We start from the raw sequence: 21,938 nt of genomic DNA, 5'->3' as shown, positions 1-21,938 counted from the left end.
CGCCCTGAATGACTTAGATTCAAAGATAACGCCGATCATCTGATCGGCGTTTTTGTTGGAATTGAGAAACCAACCTCGTTATACTCAGCGCTTACTTTTAGGAGCGCCAATGTTCGATATCCTTTATCAAAATTCAGATTTTCTTATCATCAATAAACACCCTAATGTTAGCGTTCATAAAGATGATGGCGACACTTCATTATTAATCGAACTCGCTAAAGTAACTGGTGATAAACAGCTGTATCTTATTCATCGTTTAGACAAGATGACGTCAGGGTTGTTGCTTATTGGACGAAACCAATCAGCAGCCAGTGAGTTATCACAATTGTTTGCAAATCGTTTAGTTGAAAAATACTATTTAGCGATTGGCGATAAAAAGCCAAAGAAAAAACAAGGCTTAGTTATTGGTGATATGGAGCGTTCACGCCGTTCTTCATGGAAGCTAATAAATAGCAAAGAAAACCCTGCGATTACTCAGTTTTTTTCAACAGCAGCGCATGATGGCAACCGCTTGTTTTTATGCAAACCTCATACTGGCAAAACACATCAAATTCGAGTGGCTTTAAAAAGCGTAGGTTCTGGTATTTTAGGTGACTCGATTTATAGTTCATCAACGTCTGACCGCGGTTATTTACACGCTTATGCCTTACGATTTAGTTATCAAGGGCGAGCGTTTGAGTTTGTTGAATTACCAAAGCAAGGTACGGAATGGGAGAATGAAACCATTCAAGCAGGATTAACCCAATGGCAAGCGCCATGGACATTAACTTGGCCAGAGATTAAGAAGAAATAATGAAAGCAGAAGCATTAAACACGTTATTTACGCATCTTGAACAGCAACTGACTCAGCCATTAGGTGAACTACGCCGCTTATTTCACGGTCGTGGCCAATGCTTTGAAGGATTAGAGCAAATCACGGTAGATTGGCTGCAAGCGAAAGACTCTCAGGGGCAAGGCTCTCAAGGTCAACTAGTGGTGGCGTTATTTAAAGAGCAAGACCTTGAATTTGTAGAAGAGTTAGAAGCTAGACTAAAAGCATTTGCAGACTCAGAGTTATGGACGAATGCGAAAGGGTCTTCTATCTTATTGCAACATCGTTACCAAGAACTAGCGCCAACACAAGTGGTATGGGGAGACGAAAATACGTTTCCTGTCGTTGAAGAAAACGGTTTAAAGTACCAACTAGAGCTAAAAAAGAACCAGAATATGGGTATCTTTTTAGATATGCGTTATGGTCGTCAGTGGGTTCAAGCACATAGCGAAGGCAAGTCAGTATTAAACTTGTTCGCATACACATGTGGTTTCTCTGTGGCTGCGATTGCTGGTGGTGCCACTCAAGTGGTTAATCTTGATATGGCAAAAGCGTCATTAGGCCGTGGCCGCGATAATCATCGGCTAAATGAACACGATCTTTCTAAAGTAAAATTCTTAGGTCATGACATATTTAAGTCATGGGGAAAGATTAAGAAATTGGGTTTGTATGACTTGATCATTATTGATCCGCCAAGTTTTCAAAAAGGCAGCTTTGCGTTAACTAAAGATTATCAGAAGATCTTACGTCGCCTACCTGATTTGTTAACAGAAAATGGAGAGGTATTGGCGTGTGTGAATTCACCAGCAGTATCAACGGATTTCTTAATTGATGGTATGGCAGAAGAAGCACCAGAGTTGAAATATATTGAGCGTTTAGATAATCCACCTGAGTTTGCTGATATCAATCCTGAAAGTGGGTTAAAAGTGATGCGATTTACTCGCTAATTCATCTGAAACTGATGTTGTTTTAATTAAAAAATGCCTTTTCATATTTCTATTGAGAAGGCATTTTAGTTTTAGATTATTTGTTTTCTGTTTGCTCTCGATCTAAACAAGACTGCTCATTCACGATAATGTTATTTTGCTGCTGACCTCGTGAGTTACGGATAATGTATTGATAGGTTACCCCCTTATCAATCACGGGGCGAACTTCATTGTCTTTACAGAAAGTAGTAATACTTTTTTCTATGACTTCTGTTGTACTGACTTTTCCATTTCCACTGTCTAAAAACATCATTTCAACAACGCCATGCTTTGCTTTTGCACGAAGTAGAGTCAGTGGACCTATCTCTAAAGGTAATACGCTGCTAAGAACGCTGGCTCTATAATCAGCAAGCATATCAATTTCTTTTTGCTGTTCATTAGAAGCACAACCAGAAAGTAGAATAAGACTGAATGCGGTGAATAGTATTTTTTTCATTTAAATTCTTAATATCAATTATGCAGGAAGTACTTTTTTAAATGGTTTTACAATTACGTTAGCGTAAACGCCAGCGTCGATGTAAGGATCATTATTTGCCCATTCTTGTGCTGACGCTAAAGAGTCAAAATCGGCAATAACAGTAGAACCTGTAAAACCAGCCTCACCAGGGTTTTCAGAATCGATAGCAGGCATTGGCCCTGCAACAAGTAAACGACCCTCGTTCTGTAATGTTGTTAAGCGTGCTAAATGTTGTTCACGAACGCTTAAACGACGCTCTAAACTGTTTTCAACATCTTGAGAGAATATGACATACCACATTATAGAATCCTTTTATTTTGGTGATAATTTGTATTTGATTTGAGATAGCTTACACCATAATAAAAAAAGCTCTGGTGTTAAACCAGAGCATTTTACAAATAAAGGTGATATTCCTCTATTTCTTACGCATTTTTGAGGATAGGACGAGGTTTTCCTTTAGCATCGATAGCAACATAATTAAAAGTGGCCTCACAAACTTGAAAGCGATCACCAATGCCATCTTCTTTGATTGGTTTTACCCATACTTCCAAATTAATCGACATTGAAGTTCGACCAATGTTAACGCATTCACCATAACAGCAAACGACATCGCCAACTTTTACTGGTTTCTTGAATGTGATGCTAGAGACAGAAACGGTAACAATACGACCACCAGATATTTCTTTTGCTAAAATGCCACCCGCTAAATCAAGCTGTGACATTATCCAACCGCCAAAGATGTCACCATTGGCATTCGTATCTGCAGGCATCGAAAGGGTACGTAAAAGAAGTTGGCCTTTAGGAACTTGGTCGGTATTTACTGAGGTGTTCAACATGATTTCCATACAACAAAAATGAAATTGTTAGAAGTCTATCACAAAATAGTAAATATAAAAAAACCGTGTTGTAAACAACACGGTTTAAAAGAGAGGGAGTAATAAAACTTACTCTTGTTCTTCTTTTTTCTCTTTTGGCATGTGTTTATAAACGTACATACCGGTAAGTAGGGTGTATATGAAAGTAAGTCCTAACAGACCAAATACTTTAAAGTTTACCCATACATCTAATGGCATTTCAAAAGCAACGTACAAGTTAGCAATAGAACATGCAGTGAAGAATAAAATCCATGCGTAGTTAATTTTATTCCATTTATCATCAGGTAAAGTCACTTCTTTACCAAGCATACCTTTAATAATAGGTCTGCCTAAAATTTGAGCAACAATTAAACCAGCAGCAAAAACAGCGTATACGATGGTTACTTTCCATTTTATGAAATTATCATCGTGTAAAAATATGGTCATGCCACCAAAAACTGTCACCATAATAAAGGTGATTAACTGCATTTTTTCTACTTTTTTGTACAGTACGTAAGTCAGTATTAATTGAACGGCAGTGGCTACGATAAGTGCACCTGTTGCTGTGTAGATATCGTACATTTTGTATAAAGCAAAAAAGATAATCAGTGGGATAAAATCTAAGATCTGTTTCATGTTTATATGTTGAGCCAATAATAAATTATGCAGCGAGTGTATCTAAAATTGAGAGGAGAGGGAATCGCTAAAAATTGCTTGTTACATTTTACTTATTATTTTATGACAAAGGCGATATTGAAGGGAGTATTTGAATTGAGATAAAGAGCCTGCTCTGAATTGGTTCAAGAAGCAGGCTTTTAGTCTTTTTGTGAGAAAACGTTACGCTTGTTGTTTCTCTGATGCCGTCTCTTCTACTGGAGAATCATCGACCATAGCGTCAACAATTACAGCACACGCTGCGTCACCTGTAATGTTCAGTGCAGTACGGATCATATCGAAAATACGATCTAATGCGAATAACAGTGGTAAGCCTTCAATCGGAATACCTGCCGCCAGTAATACGGCAACAACAAGAAATGATGGACCAGGAACACCAGCTTGACCAACGGCACCTAACGTTGAAGTAATTATGATAGCGACATAAGCACCGATAGATAAATCAATATTGAACAGCTGTGCAAAGAAGATAGCAACCAAGCCATAGTAAATTGCGTTACCAGACATGTTGATTGTTGCGCCTAATGGTAGAACAAATGAGGCGGTAGAGTTACGCACACCTAAGTCTTTCTCAACCGTTTCCATTGTCACGGGTAGTGTTGCCATTGAAGAAGCAGTTGATAGAGCAACGGCTTGTGGTTTCTTCATCGCAATCAGGAATTTTTTCGCTGATGTTTTGGTTAACAAACCAACCATTAGTGGGTAAGCAATAAAACCAAAGATAAAAATAGCGGCGATATAAACAAGGAATAGTTTAAATACAACCATCAATGCACCAAAACCAAACGTGCCTACGGCTTCGGCCATTAAGCCAAATACACCGATAGGAGCAATTATCATGACTTTGTTGATCATCCAAACCATAACATCAACAATTGAGTTCACGGCATTAAGCATTGGTTCACGACGTTTTTTTTCTAATTTAGAAAGACCAATACCAAAAAATAAGCAGAAAACGAGAATTTGTAAAATGTTAGCTTCATTTAGCGATTGGAATACGTTCGTTGGGATCATTCCAGTAATGGTTGCCCAGAAGGTTGGTAGTTCACCTTTGGCAGCATAAGCGGAAGAGAACATGCCTTCAACGCCAGAGACATCAATGCCTTTACCTGGTTCAAATATTTCACCCATGAATAAAGCCAGAGCAACAGCCAGAGCAGAAGTGATTCCGAAATAGCTTAATGTCGTTAAGCCTACTTTGCCTGCGTTGCTGCTGTTTCCTAGGCCAGCCGCACCAGAGATCAGCGCAACAGCAACCAGTGGAATAACGAGCATTTTAATTAGGTTAATGAAAATAGTCCCTAATGGAGCGAACATTACGGCAGATTGACCCATGGTTGCACCGACAAGTGTACCAATGATCATAGCAATAACGACTTGAATACCGATATTGTTTAGAAGTCCTTTCTTATTTAGCACTTTCTTTACCTCTGTGTTGTGTTTGTTATAAAAGCTAATCAATAGCCCTTAAAATGTATCTATTCATTAGTTAAATATATTGGTTGCCGTTTTACACGCAATATTTACAACTAGCAACATTTTTATCGAATATAATCAAACTTGTGGAGGTTGTTGTGTCTTTATTGTTGCTTTTTTATGCTTAAATCCGTTTTTTTGATTGTTTTTCCTTTCTTTTTCATTTTGATAATTAACGTAGTTATTTTTAATCGAGATTATTGAATTAAAAAAAGGAGCTCAAAATGAGCTCCTTTAAATAATGAATAAGGTGTTTTGGTTATTTTTGTGTTGCTGCTTTCATGGCAGAAGTAAATGCCGTAAGTGCATTAAGTAACACCGCTGGATTGTCTTGATGTTGTTCAATGATTTTAACAGTTGCAGAGCCTGAAATTGCGCCTGCTGCACCGGCTTTAATCGCTTCTTCTACTTGAGCAGGTTCCGATATACCAAAACCAAGAATCGCAGGAGGTGCATCAAATTGGTTTAAACGTGCTAATAATTGAGCAACAGGCATGCCCGCTTTAGTTTCAGCACCAGTAACGCCTGCACGAGAAAGAAGGTAAGTATAACCCCCACCAAGCTTAGCAACGGTTTCTAATGTTTCATCTGAGGCTGACGGAGGCGCAATGAAGATAGGGTGAACATTATGCTTAATTGCACTTGTTCTAAACTCTTCTGATTCATTGGTTGGAACATCAGCAATCAATACGGAATCTACACCAGCTTTCTGACATTTAGTATAGAAAGTATCAATGCCATTTGCGAAGACAAGATTGGCGTAAACTAATAGGCCAATTGGGGTTTCAGGATATTTAGCCCGGATTTTTGCGATTAAATCAAAACATACGATAGGCGTTGTTTTACTGTTTAATGCACGAATATTTGCACCTTGAATTGTTGGTCCATCAGCCAGAGGATCAGAGAATGGGATACCAAGTTCAAGTGCATCGGCACCTGCTTTTACTAAAGTATCCATGATTTCATAAGAAAGTTCTGGATTTGGATCGCCAATGGTTACAAAAGGAACAAATGCACCTTGGTTTTTTTCTGCTAATTTAGCAAATAGGGCTTGATAACGATCCATTAGATTTCTCCCTTTTCTTTTAGGATGTCATGAACGGTGAAAATGTCTTTATCACCACGACCAGATAGGTTTACCACTAATAGTTGTTCTTTTTCTGGTTCTGAATGTGCCATTTGTAATGCATAAGCAAGCGCATGAGAAGACTCCAGTGCTGGAATAATACCTTCGCCTTTTGCTAATGTTTGGAATGCTTCGAGTGCTTCATCATCGGTTACTGAGCCGTATTCAGCACGGCCAATCGAATTCAAGTGAGCGTGTTGTGGACCAACTGATGGAAAATCAAGACCCGCAGAAACAGAATAAGATTCTTCAATTTGACCGTGCTCATCTTGCATTAATGGCGCTTTCATACCAAAGAAAATACCGGTTTTTCCATGTTTTAATGGTGCTCCGTGTTGGTCGGTATCAATGCCTTTACCTGCCGGTTCGACACCAATTAGTCTTACATTCTCTTCTTTGATGAAATCCGCAAACATGCCTATTGCATTTGAGCCGCCACCGACACAAGCAATTACGGCATCAGGAAGGCGACCTTCACGAGCAAGGATTTGCATTTTAGTTTCTTCGCCAATCATGCGTTGGAATTCGCGAACGATGGTTGGGAATGGGTGAGGACCCGCAGCTGTGCCCAATAGGTAGTGGGCAGTTTCATACGTTGCAGACCAATCACGCAATGCTTCATTACAGGCATCTTTTAGTGTTGCTGAACCTGAATGAACGGGGATCACTTCTGCACCCATTAACTTCATTCTAAATACGTTAGGGCTTTGACGTTCTATGTCTTTAGCACCCATGTAAACGCGGCATTTTAAGCCAAGCAATGCGCAGGCAAGAGCCGTTGCTACACCGTGTTGACCTGCACCTGTTTCTGCGATGATTTCTTTTTTACCCATACGCAGTGCAAGTAGAGCTTGACCTAATACCTGGTTGGTTTTGTGCGCGCCACCGTGAAGTAAGTCTTCACGTTTTAGGTATAGCTTGGTTTTTGTGCCTTTTGTCAGATTTCGACAAAGCGTAAGGGCGGTAGGGCGACCTGCATATTCTTGCAACAGTGTCATGAACTCTGCACGGAAGTCTTCGTCTGCTTGAGCATCAATAAAGGCTTGTTCAAGTTGGTCAAGTGCAGGAACTAAAATTTGTGGTACGTATTGACCACCATATTCGCCGAAGTAGGCATCTAATTTCGCCATGATATTTTCCTTAATAATTTCGTAATGCGCTAAATACGGCGCTTAATTTTTTATGATCTTTTTTCCCTGGAGTCGTTTCTACTCCAGAGTTGAAATCGAGTCCAAAGCACCCTAATTGTGAGGCTGTTTTCGTATTTTCAAGGCTTAATCCACCGGCAAGAATGATGTTATTGTGTGGTAGTTTATTCCAATCAAAGCTAACACCAGTTCCTCCTGTTTGAGAACCAACCTTACAATCTACCAGTACTTTATCAGCAACACTTTGCGGAAGTGAAATGCTTTGGGCATCATCTGACACAGAAATAACATTCCACACTTGGCATGTTGTTGGTAATTGTTGTTTTAGTTCAGTAATGTAATCTTCGCTCTCATTTCCATGAAGTTGAATGACGGACAAAGATAAGTCATTTGCTGTTTTTACGATGTTTTTAAGCGTTTCATTTTGAAATACACCCACATAGTTTAATGTGGTGGCTTGGGTGATGGCTTTTGCTGTTTCAAGAGAAACAAACCGAGGTGATTTCTCAACAAAGATTAATCCACCATATACCGCACCTGCGTTATAGATAGCTTTCGCATCTTCTATTGACGTTAGGCCACAGACTTTGTTCTCCCCTAAAATAACTTTTCGTGCAGCAAGTTCTAGGTTTTCTTCCGACATTAATGAACTGCCAATCAAAAATCCTGTCGCGTGCTTTGCTAAGTCTTTCACTTGCTGATGGTTGTAAATCCCCGATTCAGAAATGATGGTTGTGCCTTTAGGGAGAAGAGGTGCTAATTCTTTGGTACGGTTTAAGTCGGTAGATAAATCACGAAGATTACGGTTATTAATACCAATAACCTGAGCTTCTAATGCCACTGCACGATGTAACTCTTCTTCATTACTGACTTCGGTTAAAATACCCATACTTAAAGAGTGGGCGACGGCCGCCAATTCACAGTATTGTTCATCATCAAGAACAGAAAGCATTAATAGAATTGCATCTGCGCCGTAGTGACGAGCTAAATAAACTTGATAAGTGTCAATCATGAAGTCTTTGCATAGAATTGGTTGATTGACTTGGTCACGAATGATTGGCAAGAAATCAAAACTGCCTTGGAAATACTTCTCATCGGTGAGTACTGAGATTGCACTGGCATGATTGTTATACACTGATGCGATGTAATTGAGATCAAAATCTTGACGGATCAACCCTTTAGATGGCGAGGCTTTTTTACATTCAAGAATGAATTCAGTGTTGCCTGTTTTTAATGCTTTGTAAAAGCTGCGATCAGATGCCGTTAAGCCATTTTTGAACGAATCAAGAGGTTGAGTTTCTTTGCGTTCGCTAACCCAAATGACCTTGTCCTTGACGATCTTCACAAGTACTTCTGCCATTTGTGTGTTTTCTACTGAGATATGCTCAGACAGTTGCTGTGTCATCTTCTCTATCCTCGTGCCGCTAATTGCTGAACTAATGTAAATGCTTTGCCAGAGTTCATTGCATCAATGGCTTTCTGTGCATTGGCTTTTAAATCTTCATGGCCAAATAAGCGCATTAATAACGATACATTTACGGCTATCGCACCTAATTGTGCATCAGTGCCTTTACCTGTCAAAATGTCAGTAATAATGGCTTTATTTTCTTCTGGTTCTCCCCCTTTAATCGCATCTAGGGGATGAGTTTCTAAGCCAAAATCTTCTGGGGTTAGTGTGTATTCTTTTATTTCGCCATTAATAATTTCTGCTACGGTTGTTGGACCGTGAATAGCTACTTCATCAAGACCAGAACCAAAGACAACTGCAGCGCGTTTCATGCCCATGTTAACCATGGTTTCAGCAATAGGGCGAACAAGGGATTCATCGTACACACCCATTAATTCGATGTTAGGACGAGCAGGGTTGATCAATGGACCTAGAATATTAAAGATGGTACGGGTTTTCATGGTTTGGCGAATTGGCATCGCGTGTCGAACACCACCGTGATAGTGCGGTGCAAATAAGAAGGCAACACCTAAGTCATCAACGGCTTTACGAGTGTCTTCTGCTGACATTGCTAAATTGATGCCGAACGAATCCAGTAAATCAGACGATCCTGACTTACTTGAAACGCCACGATTACCGTGTTTTGCAATTTTCAATCCACACGCGGCAGCAACAAATGCGGCCGTAGTAGAAATATTGATTGTGTTTGAGCCATCACCGCCAGTACCTACAATGTCCGCAAAGTCATAGTCAGGACGAGGAAATGGATTCGCGTTTTCAAGTAATGCCTTTGCGGCCCCAGCGATTTCATTTGGCGTTTCGCCTTTAATTTTTAAACACGTTAGCGCTGCGGTTAATAGGATTGGATCAAGTTCACCTTTGATGATGGCATCAAATAGGATTTGGCTCTCAGTTTCTGAAAGAGAAACTTGGCTGTATAGCTTATTAAAAATGGCTTCAATTTGAGTCATGAGAATATCCTTATTCTTTATTTTCTGAATGGGATTGAGTGATATCGAGTGCCCAATTCAAGGTATTAATTAAAAGTTGTTCGCCTTGCGTAGTGAGAATGGATTCGGGATGAAACTGAAACCCACACACTTTATCTTCTTCTTGAATGACCGCCATAACTAAATCGTCAACCGTTGCCGTTACTGTTAATTGCTTGGTCACTTTAGTGGCAACAAGAGAGTGGTAACGAGCAATAGAAAGTGGATTTGGTAATCCATCAAAAATGGCGTGTTGGTTATGTGTCATCATAGCTGATTTACCATGAACAATTTCACCCGCACCAGCGACAATGCCGTCGTACGCTTCAACGATGGCTTGATGACCAAGACAAATCCCTATCATCGGAACTTTGCCTTTTAAGCGCTGAATAACGTCAGGCATGCAACCTGCTTCTGATGGGGCACCAGGCCCCGGGGATAATACAACAACAGGGTTTTCTAATTTAGTGACCGCGTCTTCAAATGCTATCGCAGATAAACTGTTTCGATATATAGTTACAGGGTAACCAAGTGAGCGAAACTGATCGACAAGGTTGTAAGTAAAGGAGTCAAAATTATCCAGTAATACGATATGAGTCATTAGTTTTTCTCCTTTGCTTTCTGTGATGCAAGGTGCGCCTTTTGAATTGCAGAGATAACGGCTTGAGCTTTACCTCGTGTTTCATCTGCTTCAGCTTGTGGATGAGAATCATAAACGACTCCTGCACCGGCTTGAACTTGAGCTATGCCATCTTCAACATAAGCAGAGCGAATAACGATACAAGTATCCATGTGGCCATCACCCGTTAAGTAACCAACGGCACCACCATAAGTTCCTCGACGTGTTTTTTCTACATCACGGATTAATTGCATTGCTCGAATTTTAGGTGCGCCTGTTAAGGTTCCCATGTTCATACACGCTTGATAAGCATGAAGGGCATCAAGATCCCCTCGTAGCTGTCCAACAACACGAGAAACTAAATGCATTACGTGGCTGTAGCGATCGACTTTTAATAAATCAGCAACGTATCTTGTTCCGGGGGCTGAAATTCGAGCTACGTCATTTCGAGCAAGATCCACCAACATCATGTGCTCTGCGTTTTCTTTGGTATCACAACGTAGTTCCAATTCAATACGGCTATCTAAGTCATAATTAATTGAACCATCGTTATTTTTCCCACGCTGGCGAGTCCCTGCTATTGGGTAAATTTCGACTTGATTGCTGTCTTTACAATATTTTAACGCAGACTCAGGAGAAGCCCCAAATAAAGTAAAATCACGATCTTGCAGGTAGAACATGTAAGGACTTGGGTTACCGATTTTTAATTCTCGGTAAGCAGAAAGTGGAGCAGGGCAAGGAAGCGTAAAGCGACGAGATGGAACTACCTGAAATACGTCTCCTCTAATAACGTATTCTTTTAAATCTAGAACAGTTTGACAAAAATCTTCATCAGAGACACTTGGAAGAGCTTCACAACGATCTAATATTGGAGCATCAGGCAAGGTGTGAGGTTCTGAACAAAAAACATTAATAGCTTCTAAACGAGTCGATATGTTTTGTTTGATCGTGGACTCTTTTGTAAATATAGAGCCTTGTACTGTCGATGTTTTTGTTTGATGGTCTATGACGAGTAAAGATTCTGCAATATAAAATAAGTAATCAGGACATTTGTTGGTTGTTTCTGCACTGCCTAGTTGTTCAAAATTTGCCACTAAGTCATAAGCAAATAAACCACCAAAAAAGAGTGCATTTGACGGTAATCCGGTCAAATCGAATTGGTTTTGGATAAAGCGTAATGCATCAAAAGAAGAAAGCTCTCTTAGGCGACTGTCTTCATCTAAATCTTGATTAATCTCTGGAAAATGAAGCTTCAGTACCGAGCTGGAAATTAAATCAACTAACGAAGAAGGAAGAGAAAGACTTAATGTTTTTAATAATGCTTCTCCGTTTTTCGTTAATGCTTCAAGAGTAACGATTTTATCGAAACAATGAATACGGACTGCTGCATCAATCAACATTAAGCTTTTTAGGTTTTGTTTTGAATCAACTTCAGCAGACTCAAGTAACAAGCTCATGGCTTGGTTTGCACACAGTGTCGAATACAATTCCGTTGGGTCGGAAACGTAGGGTACCTCAAGGCAAAGTAATTCTAACTGACCATCTTTTGAGTGTGATGATTGCATCATAGCCTCTCTGCTAATTCGTTGATCTTCTGTTAATTTCTTTTGTATTGGCATAGTCGCATATTTCACTGTTGTTGCCACTCTTTTGTTAAAACTTATGAGGGCTAAATTACTGAATGTTTACTATTTCATCGATGTTGTATTTTCTCTTTTACATTGTGCTTTAGGCATAAAAAAACCCGCTGAAAGGGCGGGCAGTTGTTTTTTATGTTGTATTTATAAAACCAAGCACAAAAACACTACCCTAAGTAGTGCCACCAACGTTGACCATTTGTCATTAATGTATTTAAGAACACTTGTTGTTTGGTGTGCTGTGGCATAAAGTACCTATATTAGAAATCATTATAAATAAACATAAGAAAGTGTTTAACTGCGTACTAGTAAACTAGTGCGAGGAATAAAAGTCAAGAATAATTATGAAAATAGACCTACATAGTCACACAACTGCGTCAGATGGACGCTTATCACCGACAGAATTAGTAGAAAGAGCGGTGAATTTTGATGTTAAAGTTTTTGCTATTACCGATCACGATACGGTTGCTGGTTTAGCTGAGGCCCATAAAGCGATAAAAGAGAAAGATCTTCCATTGCATTTAATTGATGGCATTGAGATCTCTACGCTGTGGAGCAATAAAGATATTCACGTCGTGGGGTTGAATTTAGATATTAATCATCCTGAATTGTTAGCGTTAATTGAGCAACAAGAAGCTCGCAGAATTGCGCGTGCAGAGAAAATGGCTGAGCGTCTAGAAAGAGCGGGTTATCCCGGAGCTCTGGAAGGGGCAAAAGCACTTGCTAACGGTGGGACTTTAACTCGTGCTCATTTTGGTAAATGGTTGGTTGATCAAGGTTACGCAAAAACCATGCAAGCGGTTTTTAAAAAATTCTTAACTCGAAACAATATTGGATATGTTCCACCAGAGTGGTGCTCTATTGAAGAAGCGGTTGAGGTAATACATAACGCAGGAGGGACGGCAATATTAGCCCACCCAGGCCGCTATAATTTAACTGCAAAATGGATTAAGCGTTTACTTGCTGCTTTTGTTGAAGCAAAAGGGGACGCGATGGAAGTCGCTTTACCACAGCAAGGGGTTCAAGAGCGCCGAGTACTTGCTGATTACGCGATTCATTTTGACTTATTAGTGTCACAAGGTTCGGATTTCCATTATCCATCCCCGTGGACCGAATTAGGCCGAAATTTATGGTTACCAGCAGGGGTTGTTCCTGTATGGCAAGATTGGGCTTTACCTACATTTGAATAGAAAAGTGAATTTAGAATAAAAAACTAAAATAAAACCACTGTTTATACTATTACCTGCGGAGCAGGAGGACTTATGAGTCAATTTTTTTATGTACACCCTGATAATCCACAAGCACGTTTAATTAGCCAAGCTGTTGCTATTATTCGTGATGGTGGTGTGATTATCTACCCTACAGACTCAGGCTATGCACTGGGTTGTCAGATTGAAAATAAACAAGCGTTAGAGCGAATTTGTCAGATCCGACGATTGGATGATAAGCATAACTTTACGCTGGTATGTCGCGATCTTTCTGAGTTGTCTATTTATGCTCGTGTAGATAACACTATGTTTCGTCTATTGAAAAATAATACACCAGGTGCATATACCTTTATCTTTAAAGGGACAAAAGAGGTGCCACGTCGCCTTATGAATCCAAAACGTAAGACGATTGGTATGCGTGTGCCTGACAATAAAATTGCTTTAGACTTACTTGAAGCTCTTGGTGAGCCATTAATGTCTACCACGTTAATCCTTCCTGGAAATGAAATGGCAGAAGCTGACCCAGAGGCTATCCGTGATCAATTGGAATATGCGGTTGATTTGATCATGAATGGTGGCTATTTAGGTGAGCAACCAACGACAGTGATTGATTTTAGCGATGATGATATCAAGATTGCGCGTGTTGGCGCTGGCGATCCTAGCCCGTTTGAATAAAGACGGCTGATATATCGCGAAGTAAATAGTCAACTGAGGTTGGCTATTTTTTTATGTGCATTACACCCACTTGTGCAGCGTTTGTATGAGTTGTGGTTTTGATATTGGTTTTGTCAGATAACCGTCCATTACTTGAGAGATACGCTGAATTTCATCGTGTCCGGATTCACCCGTTAACGCAATGATTGGTAAATTTGGGTAGGAGAGTTTTATTCTTTTTGCAGCATCAATACCATTCATTACTGGCATTCTAGAATCCATAAAAATAATATCCAATGGGTGATTCATCGCAATAGAAATTGCTTCTTCTCCATTTTCGGCTTGCAGGATATTCATATTATCTTGTGCTATAAATGTTTGGATTAACATTCGTTGCACTTTTTTATCATCGACAATAAGAATCGTTTTTATCGTATCCCCTGAATCGTATACATCAATTAAAGGCAATGCAGACTCATGATGCTCTTGCTGATTAATTAAAGAAGTGAGATCGCCTTCAATATAAGGAAAGCTAAGTACAAATTCAGTAAATTCCCCTTTCTTAGAATAACAGGCAATGTTTCCTTCAAAGGCATGCATTACTCGTAAGCAATAAGAGAGGCCTAAACCACTGCCGCCTTCTTTGTTATGAGTGAAAAAATCATCAAAAATATTAGGTAGAATATGAGAATCTATACCAGGGCCAGTATCTCTAAATATCACTTTATTTGAAGCGAACCCTTTTACTAAACGGATGGATATAGTACTATTACATTCACTAAAGTAATGAACTGCGTTTCTTAATAAGTTAAATAATATAAAACTATATAGAGTGTCATTTAAGTTGAAAATAAAGTCTTGAGAAAGATCGATATTAATTCTTTTTTTCATGTCATCAGAATCAAAAGCGTATTCATCGACAATACGTTCGGTTAATAATGCCGCAGAGTAATGGGTAAATAATTCATCATTAATAGCCGTGTTTTTTGCTTCACTTAAAATGATATCAATTAACTGAGCGCCTCTTTGAATCGCTAAACTTCCTTGTCTCAGCTCATTATTAATCAACTCTTTATTTTCTTTATCTATGCTTGAGTGATGTTTAATGCGTTCAAAATGGTATTGTAACTGGGATAGTGGATTACGCATTTCATGAGCAATAGAGTTTGCAAGTGCTTGTGATTGAAGTACTTTTCGTTCACTTTCTATGTAGCCTTGAACCTTAGTTAAGACCCATTGAATGGCGGATATTTCTTCATTTGAAAAGGTAGAACCATCTCGTTTATTCGACGAAATTAATAAATGTGAGATGTGTTTATTTTCTCCAAAAATAGGTAAAATTAAAGCGGTCTTGCTTTCATTCATTTTCTCTTGTACTTGATGCAGACTAGAGTTGTCTTTTTCTGGAGCGTAATGAATTTGATAATCGAGCTCATCTTTTACTAGCGCTGAATGTATTTGGTTTAAATGAGGGATAAAAACATTGTAATTAGCATTTTTCCCAACTAATAAAAGATCTTCTTTTGGTGTATTTAATAATTCAGCCAGTTTTACCATTGCATTATTACTTGAAAATTTGAATTCTTCAGCAATGGCATAAATCTTTTCTACTGGTGTTTTTCTGTCTTTATATATAAGTAAACTAGACATTTTCTTGGTTTTTTTGAGTGATTTTTCCCAGAATAAACCTGTGAATACGATCAAGAAAATACTCATGTATAATAAATTTGATTCTGATGTTCCTTTATAAATGTAAAATAAAGGCAGTAAATAAATAAGTGCATTTAAGGAATAAGATAATATCCAAAATGCAAGGTAACGAAGGCTATATAAACGATGATATAACAAGGTGTAACCTATTAATATAGCTTCAGTAATTGAAAGCGCAGGAGGAAGCCAAGCATATGAAAAGTCTTGCCAAATAATTGGAATGATAATTTGAGATATGATGGTTGAAATCATAAAAATAACAATTCCGAAGAGTAAATAAATGGATTTTTCTTTATTTAATCGAATTGTACTTTTTCTTAGTTTGAAAAAATTATAAAAAATTAATCCAATGAAAAGAAATGCATTGATAAAAAAGAAAGAAGCAAAGGGGCCAAAGTGAATAGTGAAAATGCCTTTCTCTACGATGGTCACTCCTGTAACTGTTTGGTTTGGAATTGTATTTATCGTGATTGCAAAAATAGTTTCAGCATAAAATAAAACGATTTGCCACGTTGCCATCTTTTTGTTCTTTCTTGTTGATGAGAGGCGACATGAGAACAAAAATGCAAATGCAAAGGCAAAATAAGAGGCTAAGTTAGCAAGAATAGCCATCGTCGTGGCAACTCGTTCACTAAAATGAAGTAAAAGATTTGATTGGAAATAGTAATTTATTAGAACCCAAAAAACGATGAATATAGAATACCCTATATATGGATAGTAAATTTTAGGATCAACTTTCATCCGCTCTTTGAATAAAGAACGGATGAAAAAGGCTACCCATAATAAAATGAATACAGCGATAAATAACAGTAATTTATCTTTTGGGAAGCCAATTAGCATTTATAAAACACTCATCTTTTGTTTAATTCCTTTCTTTTTCTAATGATATTAACATTGTAGGATTTGAAATTACATTGATCAAAAGCATGACTTGCATTATTTGTTAAGCAAATGCCTTTATAAGTGACTAAGCCTGTATGATTAATATCTTGAGAACTTGTAAATAAAAAAGGGGGCTTAGAATTGTTGACAGAATTCATTGCCTGATAAAAAAGTACCATTGCAGGTTGCTCTATGATGGAGAAAATCATATCACGTCCTGTATCGTATAGTGCATTAGCTAACCCTTTTTGTGCTAAGTACATATGATAGTTAATTTTTGATGTTTGACCACTAATAGTGAAACGAATTACACCACAAATACTTGTTTTGTCTTCTATTGAATGAAACATAGCATTCTCTAGTTCAGAAACGGAGACTAAAGATAAGTGCTTTTGAGTTGACGTTAATAGGGAGTCAAGTTTTGGAAAGTAGCTCGATATTGTATTGAACGAGTTTTCACTTACCCATTTATTACTTTGGAAAAAGTCATCAAAAAATAACCAGTCGTCTTTTTTTTTGTAAGACTCGATCAATGCTGAAGAGATAAGCATTGGAGCATGTGTATGATCCTCATATTGGTACAAAATAAAATGTTCTCCTTGCGATGAAAGTGCTAAGTGATTGAGCATTTCGTACCACTTGTGTTCTTTAATGAACGTTACAATGTTAATGAGAACAATGGCATCCGAAAGAAGAAGTGGGGCGTCACTGTATTCAGTTTGGAAATAACGCTGTTCTAGCGCAATATCAGAAACCAACTCGTAATGGTAATTCTCATTTATTGTATTTTTATGACTTGATTGATTTGTGGACACTGATTTTTTGTGTAAAGAGTGAGTTGAATGATGAATTATTTTGAATATTTCATATTCAGTTCTGCAGATAAGTAGGCAACCAAAAATCTTCATTGCTAATTGTTCGATAATAAAATAACTCTCAGGAAGAGAGGCACAAGGTTGTTTTCCTATAATTTCTGTTGCTTGTAGTGTATTGAAATTATGACCCAAGTTGCCAATATCAGTATGATGAAGGCGAGATAAAATAGTTGCTTCTCTTGTTGAAATTAAATGTTGTAGCAGATTGTAATTTTGAGTTCGGTGGCAATATTCATGAAGTTCTTTTATAAACTCATGTTGCAGGTTTTTTTTCGATTCCTTCACTTTCAGTTAGAGAATCGAAAGTTGATAATAAGTGTTTTAAGTTATTCATAGTAAATCCTTAATGATAGATAAGTTATTAAAAACACTGAGAAATAAGAGAATCTCAGTGATTTCAGTATAGCGAAATAAGTCAAAGGGTTTACGTGGTCGTTGCTCGCTTTTAAATAGAAATTAATATTTATTTTTTCTTAAATACTTACCGATTAGTGTCTCCTTATTGTATAATCGGCTTCCATAGAATTTTATAGTGATTGAGGGATAGAGTGATTTTCACTTAGGCCCTTGATTAACAAGAAAATAATTGACGCCTGTGAAGGCGACATAAGGTAAAAAATGAGCGAAAAATTACAGAAAGTATTAGCACGAGCTGGTCTTGGTTCTCGTCGTGAGTTAGAAACGATGATTCAAGCTGGTCGAGTTAGTATTGATGGTCAGAAAGCAAAATTAGGCGATCGCCTAGAAAACGTTGATGCAAGAATCCGCATCGATGGCCATGTAGTATCAGTAAAAGAATCTACTGATGTGATCTGTCGAGTGCTTGCTTACCACAAGCCTGAAGGCGAATTATGTACACGTCATGATCCAGAAGGTCGTCGTACTGTTTTTGACCGTTTACCAAAAATTAAAGATTCTCGTTGGGTATCTGTTGGTCGTCTGGATGCCAACACTGCGGGTTTATTGTTGTTTACAACAGATGGTGAACTTGCAAACCGTCTAATGCACCCAAGCCGCAAAGTTGAACGTGAATATATGTGTCGTATATTCGGTGACATTAACGACAAAATGGTTAAAAACCTAGTTACTGGTGTAAAACTAGAAGATGGTGAAGCTCGTTTTGAAGATGTAATGTACGCTGGTGGCGAAGGCATGAACCACACTTTCTATGTTGTGATTAATGAAGGTCGTAACCGTGAAGTTCGTCGTTTATGGGATTCACAAGGCGTAACAGTAAGCCGTCTAAAACGTGTACGTTACGGTGATATTTTCTTAGAGAAAGCATTACCACGTGGCGGTTGGATGGAACTTGAGCTTAAAGAAGTAAACTACTTGCGTGATATGGTTGAATTACCACACGAAAAAGAAAGTTTATTAGATGTAGATAAAGAATCACGTAAGCGTGCTAAATCTAAATCTCAAAAGATCCGCCGTGCAGTTAAGCGTCATGATGAGCGTACAACGGAAGATCGTAATACCGCTGGTGGTCGTCGTGGCCGTAATAACAAAAAGCCAGTCGGTGGTTCATTGCCAACAGCGAAGAAACCTACAAGCATTGAAAGTGCAAAACCTGCCGGTAAAGGTAAGCCAAAGGGCAAACCTTCAGCTAATGGTGCAAAACCGATCAGAACTAAGTTTTCACCAAATGGTAAAGCACCAAAGTCAGCACCAAGACAGCGTTAATTAACGCTTTCTCGATGAATTAAAAAAGGGTTGAAGCCACATGGTTTCAACCCTTTTTACTGTCTGGTGTAATCTATTATTGTTAGTACATCACACCAACTGATTATTTTGGTTGTGCATCAATGCACTGACCATTAACCGTGATACTCTCAGGAGCCATTAAGTAAACGTACAAAGGCATTAAGTCCTCTGGTGTTTTAAGTAAGCTAATGTCTTCAGCAGGAAAAGCCTGAGCACGCATACGGGTGTGAGTACCACCTGGATTTATAGCGTTCACTTTTACGTGAGTGCCTTCCATTTCATGCGCTAGTGTCTGCATCATTCCTTCCGTCGCAAATTTAGAGATAGCGTAAGCCCCCCAAAAAGCACGTCCTTGATGTCCGACCGTTGACGTCGTGAAAATAATGCGAGAGTCGTCGGATTTTTGTAAGACAGGCAGTAAAGCTTGAGTCATTAAGAATTGCGCTTTTACATTAATCTGCATTACTTCATCAAAAATAGATTCTTCAAATTGTTCGAAAGGACTAAGAATACCTAATAGACCAGCGTTATGAAGCAGTCCATCAAGTTTGCCAAATTGACTTTGAATGGTCTCTGCCATATCAATATAATGCTGTTTTGTTGCGCCTTTTAGATCCAGAGGAATAATGGCGGGGGTAGGGTAGCCAGCGGTTTCAATTTCATCATAAACGGCTTCTAATTTAGCGACAGTTCTGCCTAATAAAATAACCGTAGCGCCGTGTTTTGCGTAACTTAATGCAGCTTGTTTACCAATACCATCTCCAGCACCAGTAACGAGAATTGTTTTATTTTTTAGTGCATTAGCTGAAACGTGATAGTTCACTTTGTCATCCTTGTATCTGAACGTTCATCTTGATGATCTTTATTACGTAAGCATCGCAATAAATTGATATAAAATGCGCGTTTAGTGCGATTTATTATCAATAAGATGAATTAACTTAGGGTTAAGTTAGGTACAATACACGAAACATAGTTAAGAGGGTATTACATTGGAATTTTTGTTTGATTACGGTCTCTTTTTAGCAAAGATAGCAACAGTGGTTGTTTCTATTATTGCCATTTTGGTGGCAGCTAAAGCCGTTAGTGGAAAATCGACTGGCGCAAAAGGTGAACTAGAAGTCACTAATCTGACTGAGCAATATAAAGAGACAGTGGCTGATTTAGAATATCATTTGTTTGATGACGCAGAATTAAAAGCGCGTGATAAAGCAGAAAAAAAAGCGGATAAAGAAGCCGAGAAAGCAAAACAGAAAGAAATAAAACAAGCCGCTAAAGCGGGAACATTAGAGCTTAAGCGTGATGCTCGTTTATTTGTTTTAGATTTTAAAGGCAGCATCGATGCAAAAGAAGTTGCGGGCCTTCGTGAAGAAGTGTCAGCAATTTTAGCGATTGCCGTAGAAGGGGATGAAGTGCTTCTTCGTCTTGAAAGTGGTGGGGGGATGGTTCATGGTTATGGCCTTGCTTCATCACAATTAGATCGTCTACGTGATGCGAATATTACGCTGACTATTTCAGTGGATAAAGTTGCCGCTTCAGGCGGTTATATGATGGCGTGTATCGGTGAGAAAATCATTGCTGCACCGTTCGCGATTGTAGGTTCTATTGGGGTTGTGGCGCAATTGCCTAACTTTAGTAAGTTGTTGAAAAGAAATGATATTGAATTCGAACAACTGACCGCAGGTGAATACAAACGTACGTTAACCATGTTTGGTGAAAATAGCGATAAAGCACGTGAGAAGTTTCAATTGGAATTGGAAGAAACACACGTGTTATTTAAAGACTTCATTCATGAACATCGTGCCGATCTTGATCTTGAAAAAGTGGCGACTGGTGAGCATTGGTTTGGAAAGCAAGCGCTAGAGTTAGGTCTCATTGATGCGATACAAACCTCTGATGATTATGTAACTCAAGCATGTAAAGATCGTGAAGTATTAGCGATTCATTATGTGCAGAAGAAAAAGTTGGGTGCAAAAATTGCGGGCATCGCAGGGCAGTCAGCAGAAAATGTCTTCATGCGTATGATCAATATTGGTCAACGACCGATTGTTTAAATTTTTAAGTTGTAGTAATTAACGAAAAAAGGCTGAATGATTCAGCCTTTTTTATTGCCAAATTTATCGACATTATTTAATGGTAAATTCTTTTGATAATTGGTGAGCTAAATATTTAAACATATTAAAAACAGCGGTGGTTTTTTCTGTTGGTAAGCCTTGGTCTGATAAAAAATACTCGCCTTTAAATACGAGTACTTCTTCTTTTTCTTCAACGCCAGTTGCACGCATACCTTCGAGGTAATTTTCGTGATCTTGAATGATTTGATTGGCGATTAACAGTAAATCAGCCTCAGAAATGGATTTTTTCACGCTCATAAGTCACTCATTGTTAATGATATAAAAGAGGGATTTTAAGCTGAATTTACCGAAATCACAATTGATGTACATCATCGTAAATAAAATTAAAAAGAGCGAGAAAATCGAACTTTATTGTGAGCAACCGCAAGGTATTGGACCAATATTTTTGAGCTATTTGTCAGTAAATGCTAATAGGTGCGCAGCGTTATGATTGTATATATTGAGCAAAGTAATCGGCCATTACATTCCTTTAACAACTGTCCAAAGTGCGAGCGGTTAACATCAATTGTAAAAAAAGTGGTTGACGTGATGGCATACACCCTCAATAG

At 38.4% G+C, this 21,938-nt stretch carries 21 protein-coding genes; 6 read left to right on the top strand and 15 right to left on the bottom strand.

Annotated elements, in window-relative coordinates; all coding sequences use genetic code 11:
• Positions 1 to 109 precede the first annotated feature (109 nt).
• Positions 110 to 793: a TIGR01621 family pseudouridine synthase gene (locus A6E04_RS07395; RefSeq protein WP_017020627.1), complete on the top strand. Its 684-nt coding sequence runs from the start codon at positions 110 to 112 to the stop codon at positions 791 to 793.
• The gene (locus tag A6E04_RS07390) at positions 793 to 1,758 is read left to right on the top strand and encodes a class I SAM-dependent methyltransferase (RefSeq protein WP_017020626.1); all 966 of its coding nucleotides are present in this window, start codon (positions 793 to 795) and stop codon (positions 1,756 to 1,758) included. The genes A6E04_RS07395 and A6E04_RS07390 overlap by 1 nt, the downstream gene beginning before the upstream one ends.
• Positions 1,759 to 1,834: 76 nt before the next feature.
• Here the strand turns inward: A6E04_RS07390 and gspS2 are convergent, their stop codons facing one another.
• From gspS2 to A6E04_RS07335, 11 genes are all read right to left on the bottom strand, one after another.
• On the bottom strand, positions 1,835 to 2,233 hold the full coding sequence (gene gspS2 / locus A6E04_RS07385) for a type II secretion system pilot lipoprotein GspS-beta (RefSeq protein WP_065610722.1): 399 nt from the start codon (positions 2,231 to 2,233) through the stop codon (positions 1,835 to 1,837).
• A gap of 18 nt (positions 2,234 to 2,251) precedes the next feature.
• Positions 2,252 to 2,554, bottom strand: coding sequence for a YciI family protein (locus A6E04_RS07380; protein ID WP_065610720.1), 303 nt, complete (start codon positions 2,552 to 2,554; stop codon positions 2,252 to 2,254).
• 122 nt (positions 2,555 to 2,676) lie between these two features.
• On the bottom strand, positions 2,677 to 3,099 hold the full coding sequence (gene yciA, locus A6E04_RS07375) for an acyl-CoA thioester hydrolase YciA (RefSeq protein WP_083198930.1): 423 nt from the start codon (positions 3,097 to 3,099) through the stop codon (positions 2,677 to 2,679).
• Between the two features lie 99 nt (positions 3,100 to 3,198).
• Complete coding sequence (locus tag A6E04_RS07370) at positions 3,199 to 3,744, bottom strand: septation protein A (protein ID WP_017020623.1); 546 nt, start codon at positions 3,742 to 3,744, stop codon at positions 3,199 to 3,201.
• A 201-nt stretch (positions 3,745 to 3,945) separates the two neighbouring features.
• On the bottom strand, positions 3,946 to 5,202 hold the full coding sequence (locus tag A6E04_RS07365; protein WP_017020622.1) for a dicarboxylate/amino acid:cation symporter: 1,257 nt from the start codon (positions 5,200 to 5,202) through the stop codon (positions 3,946 to 3,948).
• Between the two features lie 316 nt (positions 5,203 to 5,518).
• On the bottom strand, positions 5,519 to 6,325 hold the full coding sequence (gene trpA, locus A6E04_RS07360; protein WP_065610718.1) for a tryptophan synthase subunit alpha: 807 nt from the start codon (positions 6,323 to 6,325) through the stop codon (positions 5,519 to 5,521).
• Positions 6,325 to 7,515: a tryptophan synthase subunit beta gene (trpB, locus tag A6E04_RS07355; RefSeq protein WP_065610716.1), complete on the bottom strand. Its 1,191-nt coding sequence runs from the start codon at positions 7,513 to 7,515 to the stop codon at positions 6,325 to 6,327. Before trpB ends, trpA begins: the two co-directional genes overlap by 1 nt.
• Before the next feature lie 10 nt (positions 7,516 to 7,525).
• Entirely contained in the window at positions 7,526 to 8,938 is a 1,413-nt protein-coding gene (gene trpCF / locus A6E04_RS07350) for a bifunctional indole-3-glycerol-phosphate synthase TrpC/phosphoribosylanthranilate isomerase TrpF (RefSeq protein WP_065610714.1), read from the bottom strand.
• 5 nt (positions 8,939 to 8,943) lie between these two features.
• A complete protein-coding gene (gene trpD, locus A6E04_RS07345) occupies positions 8,944 to 9,942 on the bottom strand; it encodes an anthranilate phosphoribosyltransferase (protein WP_175365419.1) in 999 nt (332 codons plus the stop codon).
• Between the two features lie 19 nt (positions 9,943 to 9,961).
• The gene (locus A6E04_RS07340; protein ID WP_012549897.1) at positions 9,962 to 10,570 is read right to left on the bottom strand and encodes an aminodeoxychorismate/anthranilate synthase component II; all 609 of its coding nucleotides are present in this window, start codon (positions 10,568 to 10,570) and stop codon (positions 9,962 to 9,964) included.
• Complete coding sequence (locus tag A6E04_RS07335) at positions 10,570 to 12,153, bottom strand: anthranilate synthase component 1 (RefSeq protein ID WP_026025292.1); 1,584 nt, start codon at positions 12,151 to 12,153, stop codon at positions 10,570 to 10,572. Before A6E04_RS07335 ends, A6E04_RS07340 begins: the two co-directional genes overlap by 1 nt.
• Before the next feature lie 416 nt (positions 12,154 to 12,569).
• Here A6E04_RS07335 and rnm point away from each other — a divergent pair, with 416 nt between their 5' ends.
• Both rnm and A6E04_RS07325 read left to right on the top strand, forming a co-directional pair.
• Positions 12,570 to 13,415, top strand: a complete 846-nt coding sequence (gene rnm, locus A6E04_RS07330; protein ID WP_017020616.1) for an RNase RNM — start codon at positions 12,570 to 12,572, stop codon at positions 13,413 to 13,415.
• 72 nt (positions 13,416 to 13,487) lie between these two features.
• A complete protein-coding gene (locus tag A6E04_RS07325) occupies positions 13,488 to 14,108 on the top strand; it encodes an L-threonylcarbamoyladenylate synthase (RefSeq protein ID WP_017020615.1) in 621 nt (206 codons plus the stop codon).
• Positions 14,109 to 14,168: 60 nt separating this feature from the next.
• Here A6E04_RS07325 and A6E04_RS07320 read toward each other — a convergent pair whose 3' ends face one another.
• Positions 14,169 to 16,316 (bottom strand): ATP-binding response regulator, encoded by a 2,148-nt coding sequence (locus tag A6E04_RS07320; protein WP_280513401.1) that lies wholly within the window; start codon positions 16,314 to 16,316, stop codon positions 14,169 to 14,171.
• A 332-nt stretch (positions 16,317 to 16,648) separates the two neighbouring features.
• Positions 16,649 to 17,839, bottom strand: a complete 1,191-nt coding sequence (locus A6E04_RS07315) for an acyl-homoserine-lactone synthase (protein ID WP_017020613.1) — start codon at positions 17,837 to 17,839, stop codon at positions 16,649 to 16,651.
• Positions 17,840 to 18,172: 333 nt separating this feature from the next.
• Between A6E04_RS07315 and rluB the strand changes: the two genes are divergently transcribed.
• Positions 18,173 to 19,237 carry a 23S rRNA pseudouridine(2605) synthase RluB gene (rluB, locus tag A6E04_RS07310; protein ID WP_012549903.1) on the top strand — a complete coding sequence of 355 codons (1,065 nt, stop codon included), beginning with the start codon at positions 18,173 to 18,175 and terminating at the stop codon, positions 19,235 to 19,237.
• A gap of 103 nt (positions 19,238 to 19,340) precedes the next feature.
• On the opposite strand, the gene A6E04_RS07305 is transcribed toward rluB, so the two are convergent.
• Positions 19,341 to 20,081: a YciK family oxidoreductase gene (locus A6E04_RS07305; protein ID WP_017020612.1), complete on the bottom strand. Its 741-nt coding sequence runs from the start codon at positions 20,079 to 20,081 to the stop codon at positions 19,341 to 19,343.
• A gap of 166 nt (positions 20,082 to 20,247) precedes the next feature.
• Between A6E04_RS07305 and sohB the strand changes: the two genes are divergently transcribed.
• The gene (gene sohB / locus A6E04_RS07300; RefSeq protein WP_012549905.1) at positions 20,248 to 21,309 is read left to right on the top strand and encodes a protease SohB; all 1,062 of its coding nucleotides are present in this window, start codon (positions 20,248 to 20,250) and stop codon (positions 21,307 to 21,309) included.
• A 72-nt stretch (positions 21,310 to 21,381) separates the two neighbouring features.
• Here the strand turns inward: sohB and A6E04_RS07295 are convergent, their stop codons facing one another.
• Positions 21,382 to 21,627 carry a YciN family protein gene (locus tag A6E04_RS07295; RefSeq protein WP_012549906.1) on the bottom strand — a complete coding sequence of 82 codons (246 nt, stop codon included), beginning with the start codon at positions 21,625 to 21,627 and terminating at the stop codon, positions 21,382 to 21,384.
• Between the last annotated feature and the right edge of the window lie 311 nt (positions 21,628 to 21,938).

Origin of the sequence: Aliivibrio logei (assembly GCF_001691055.1) — a bacterium.
Classification (GTDB): Bacteria; Pseudomonadota; Gammaproteobacteria; order Enterobacterales; family Vibrionaceae; genus Aliivibrio; species Aliivibrio salmonicida.
Note: the sequence above shows the minus strand (reverse complement) of the source record. Positions and strands in the feature narration are given on the sequence as shown.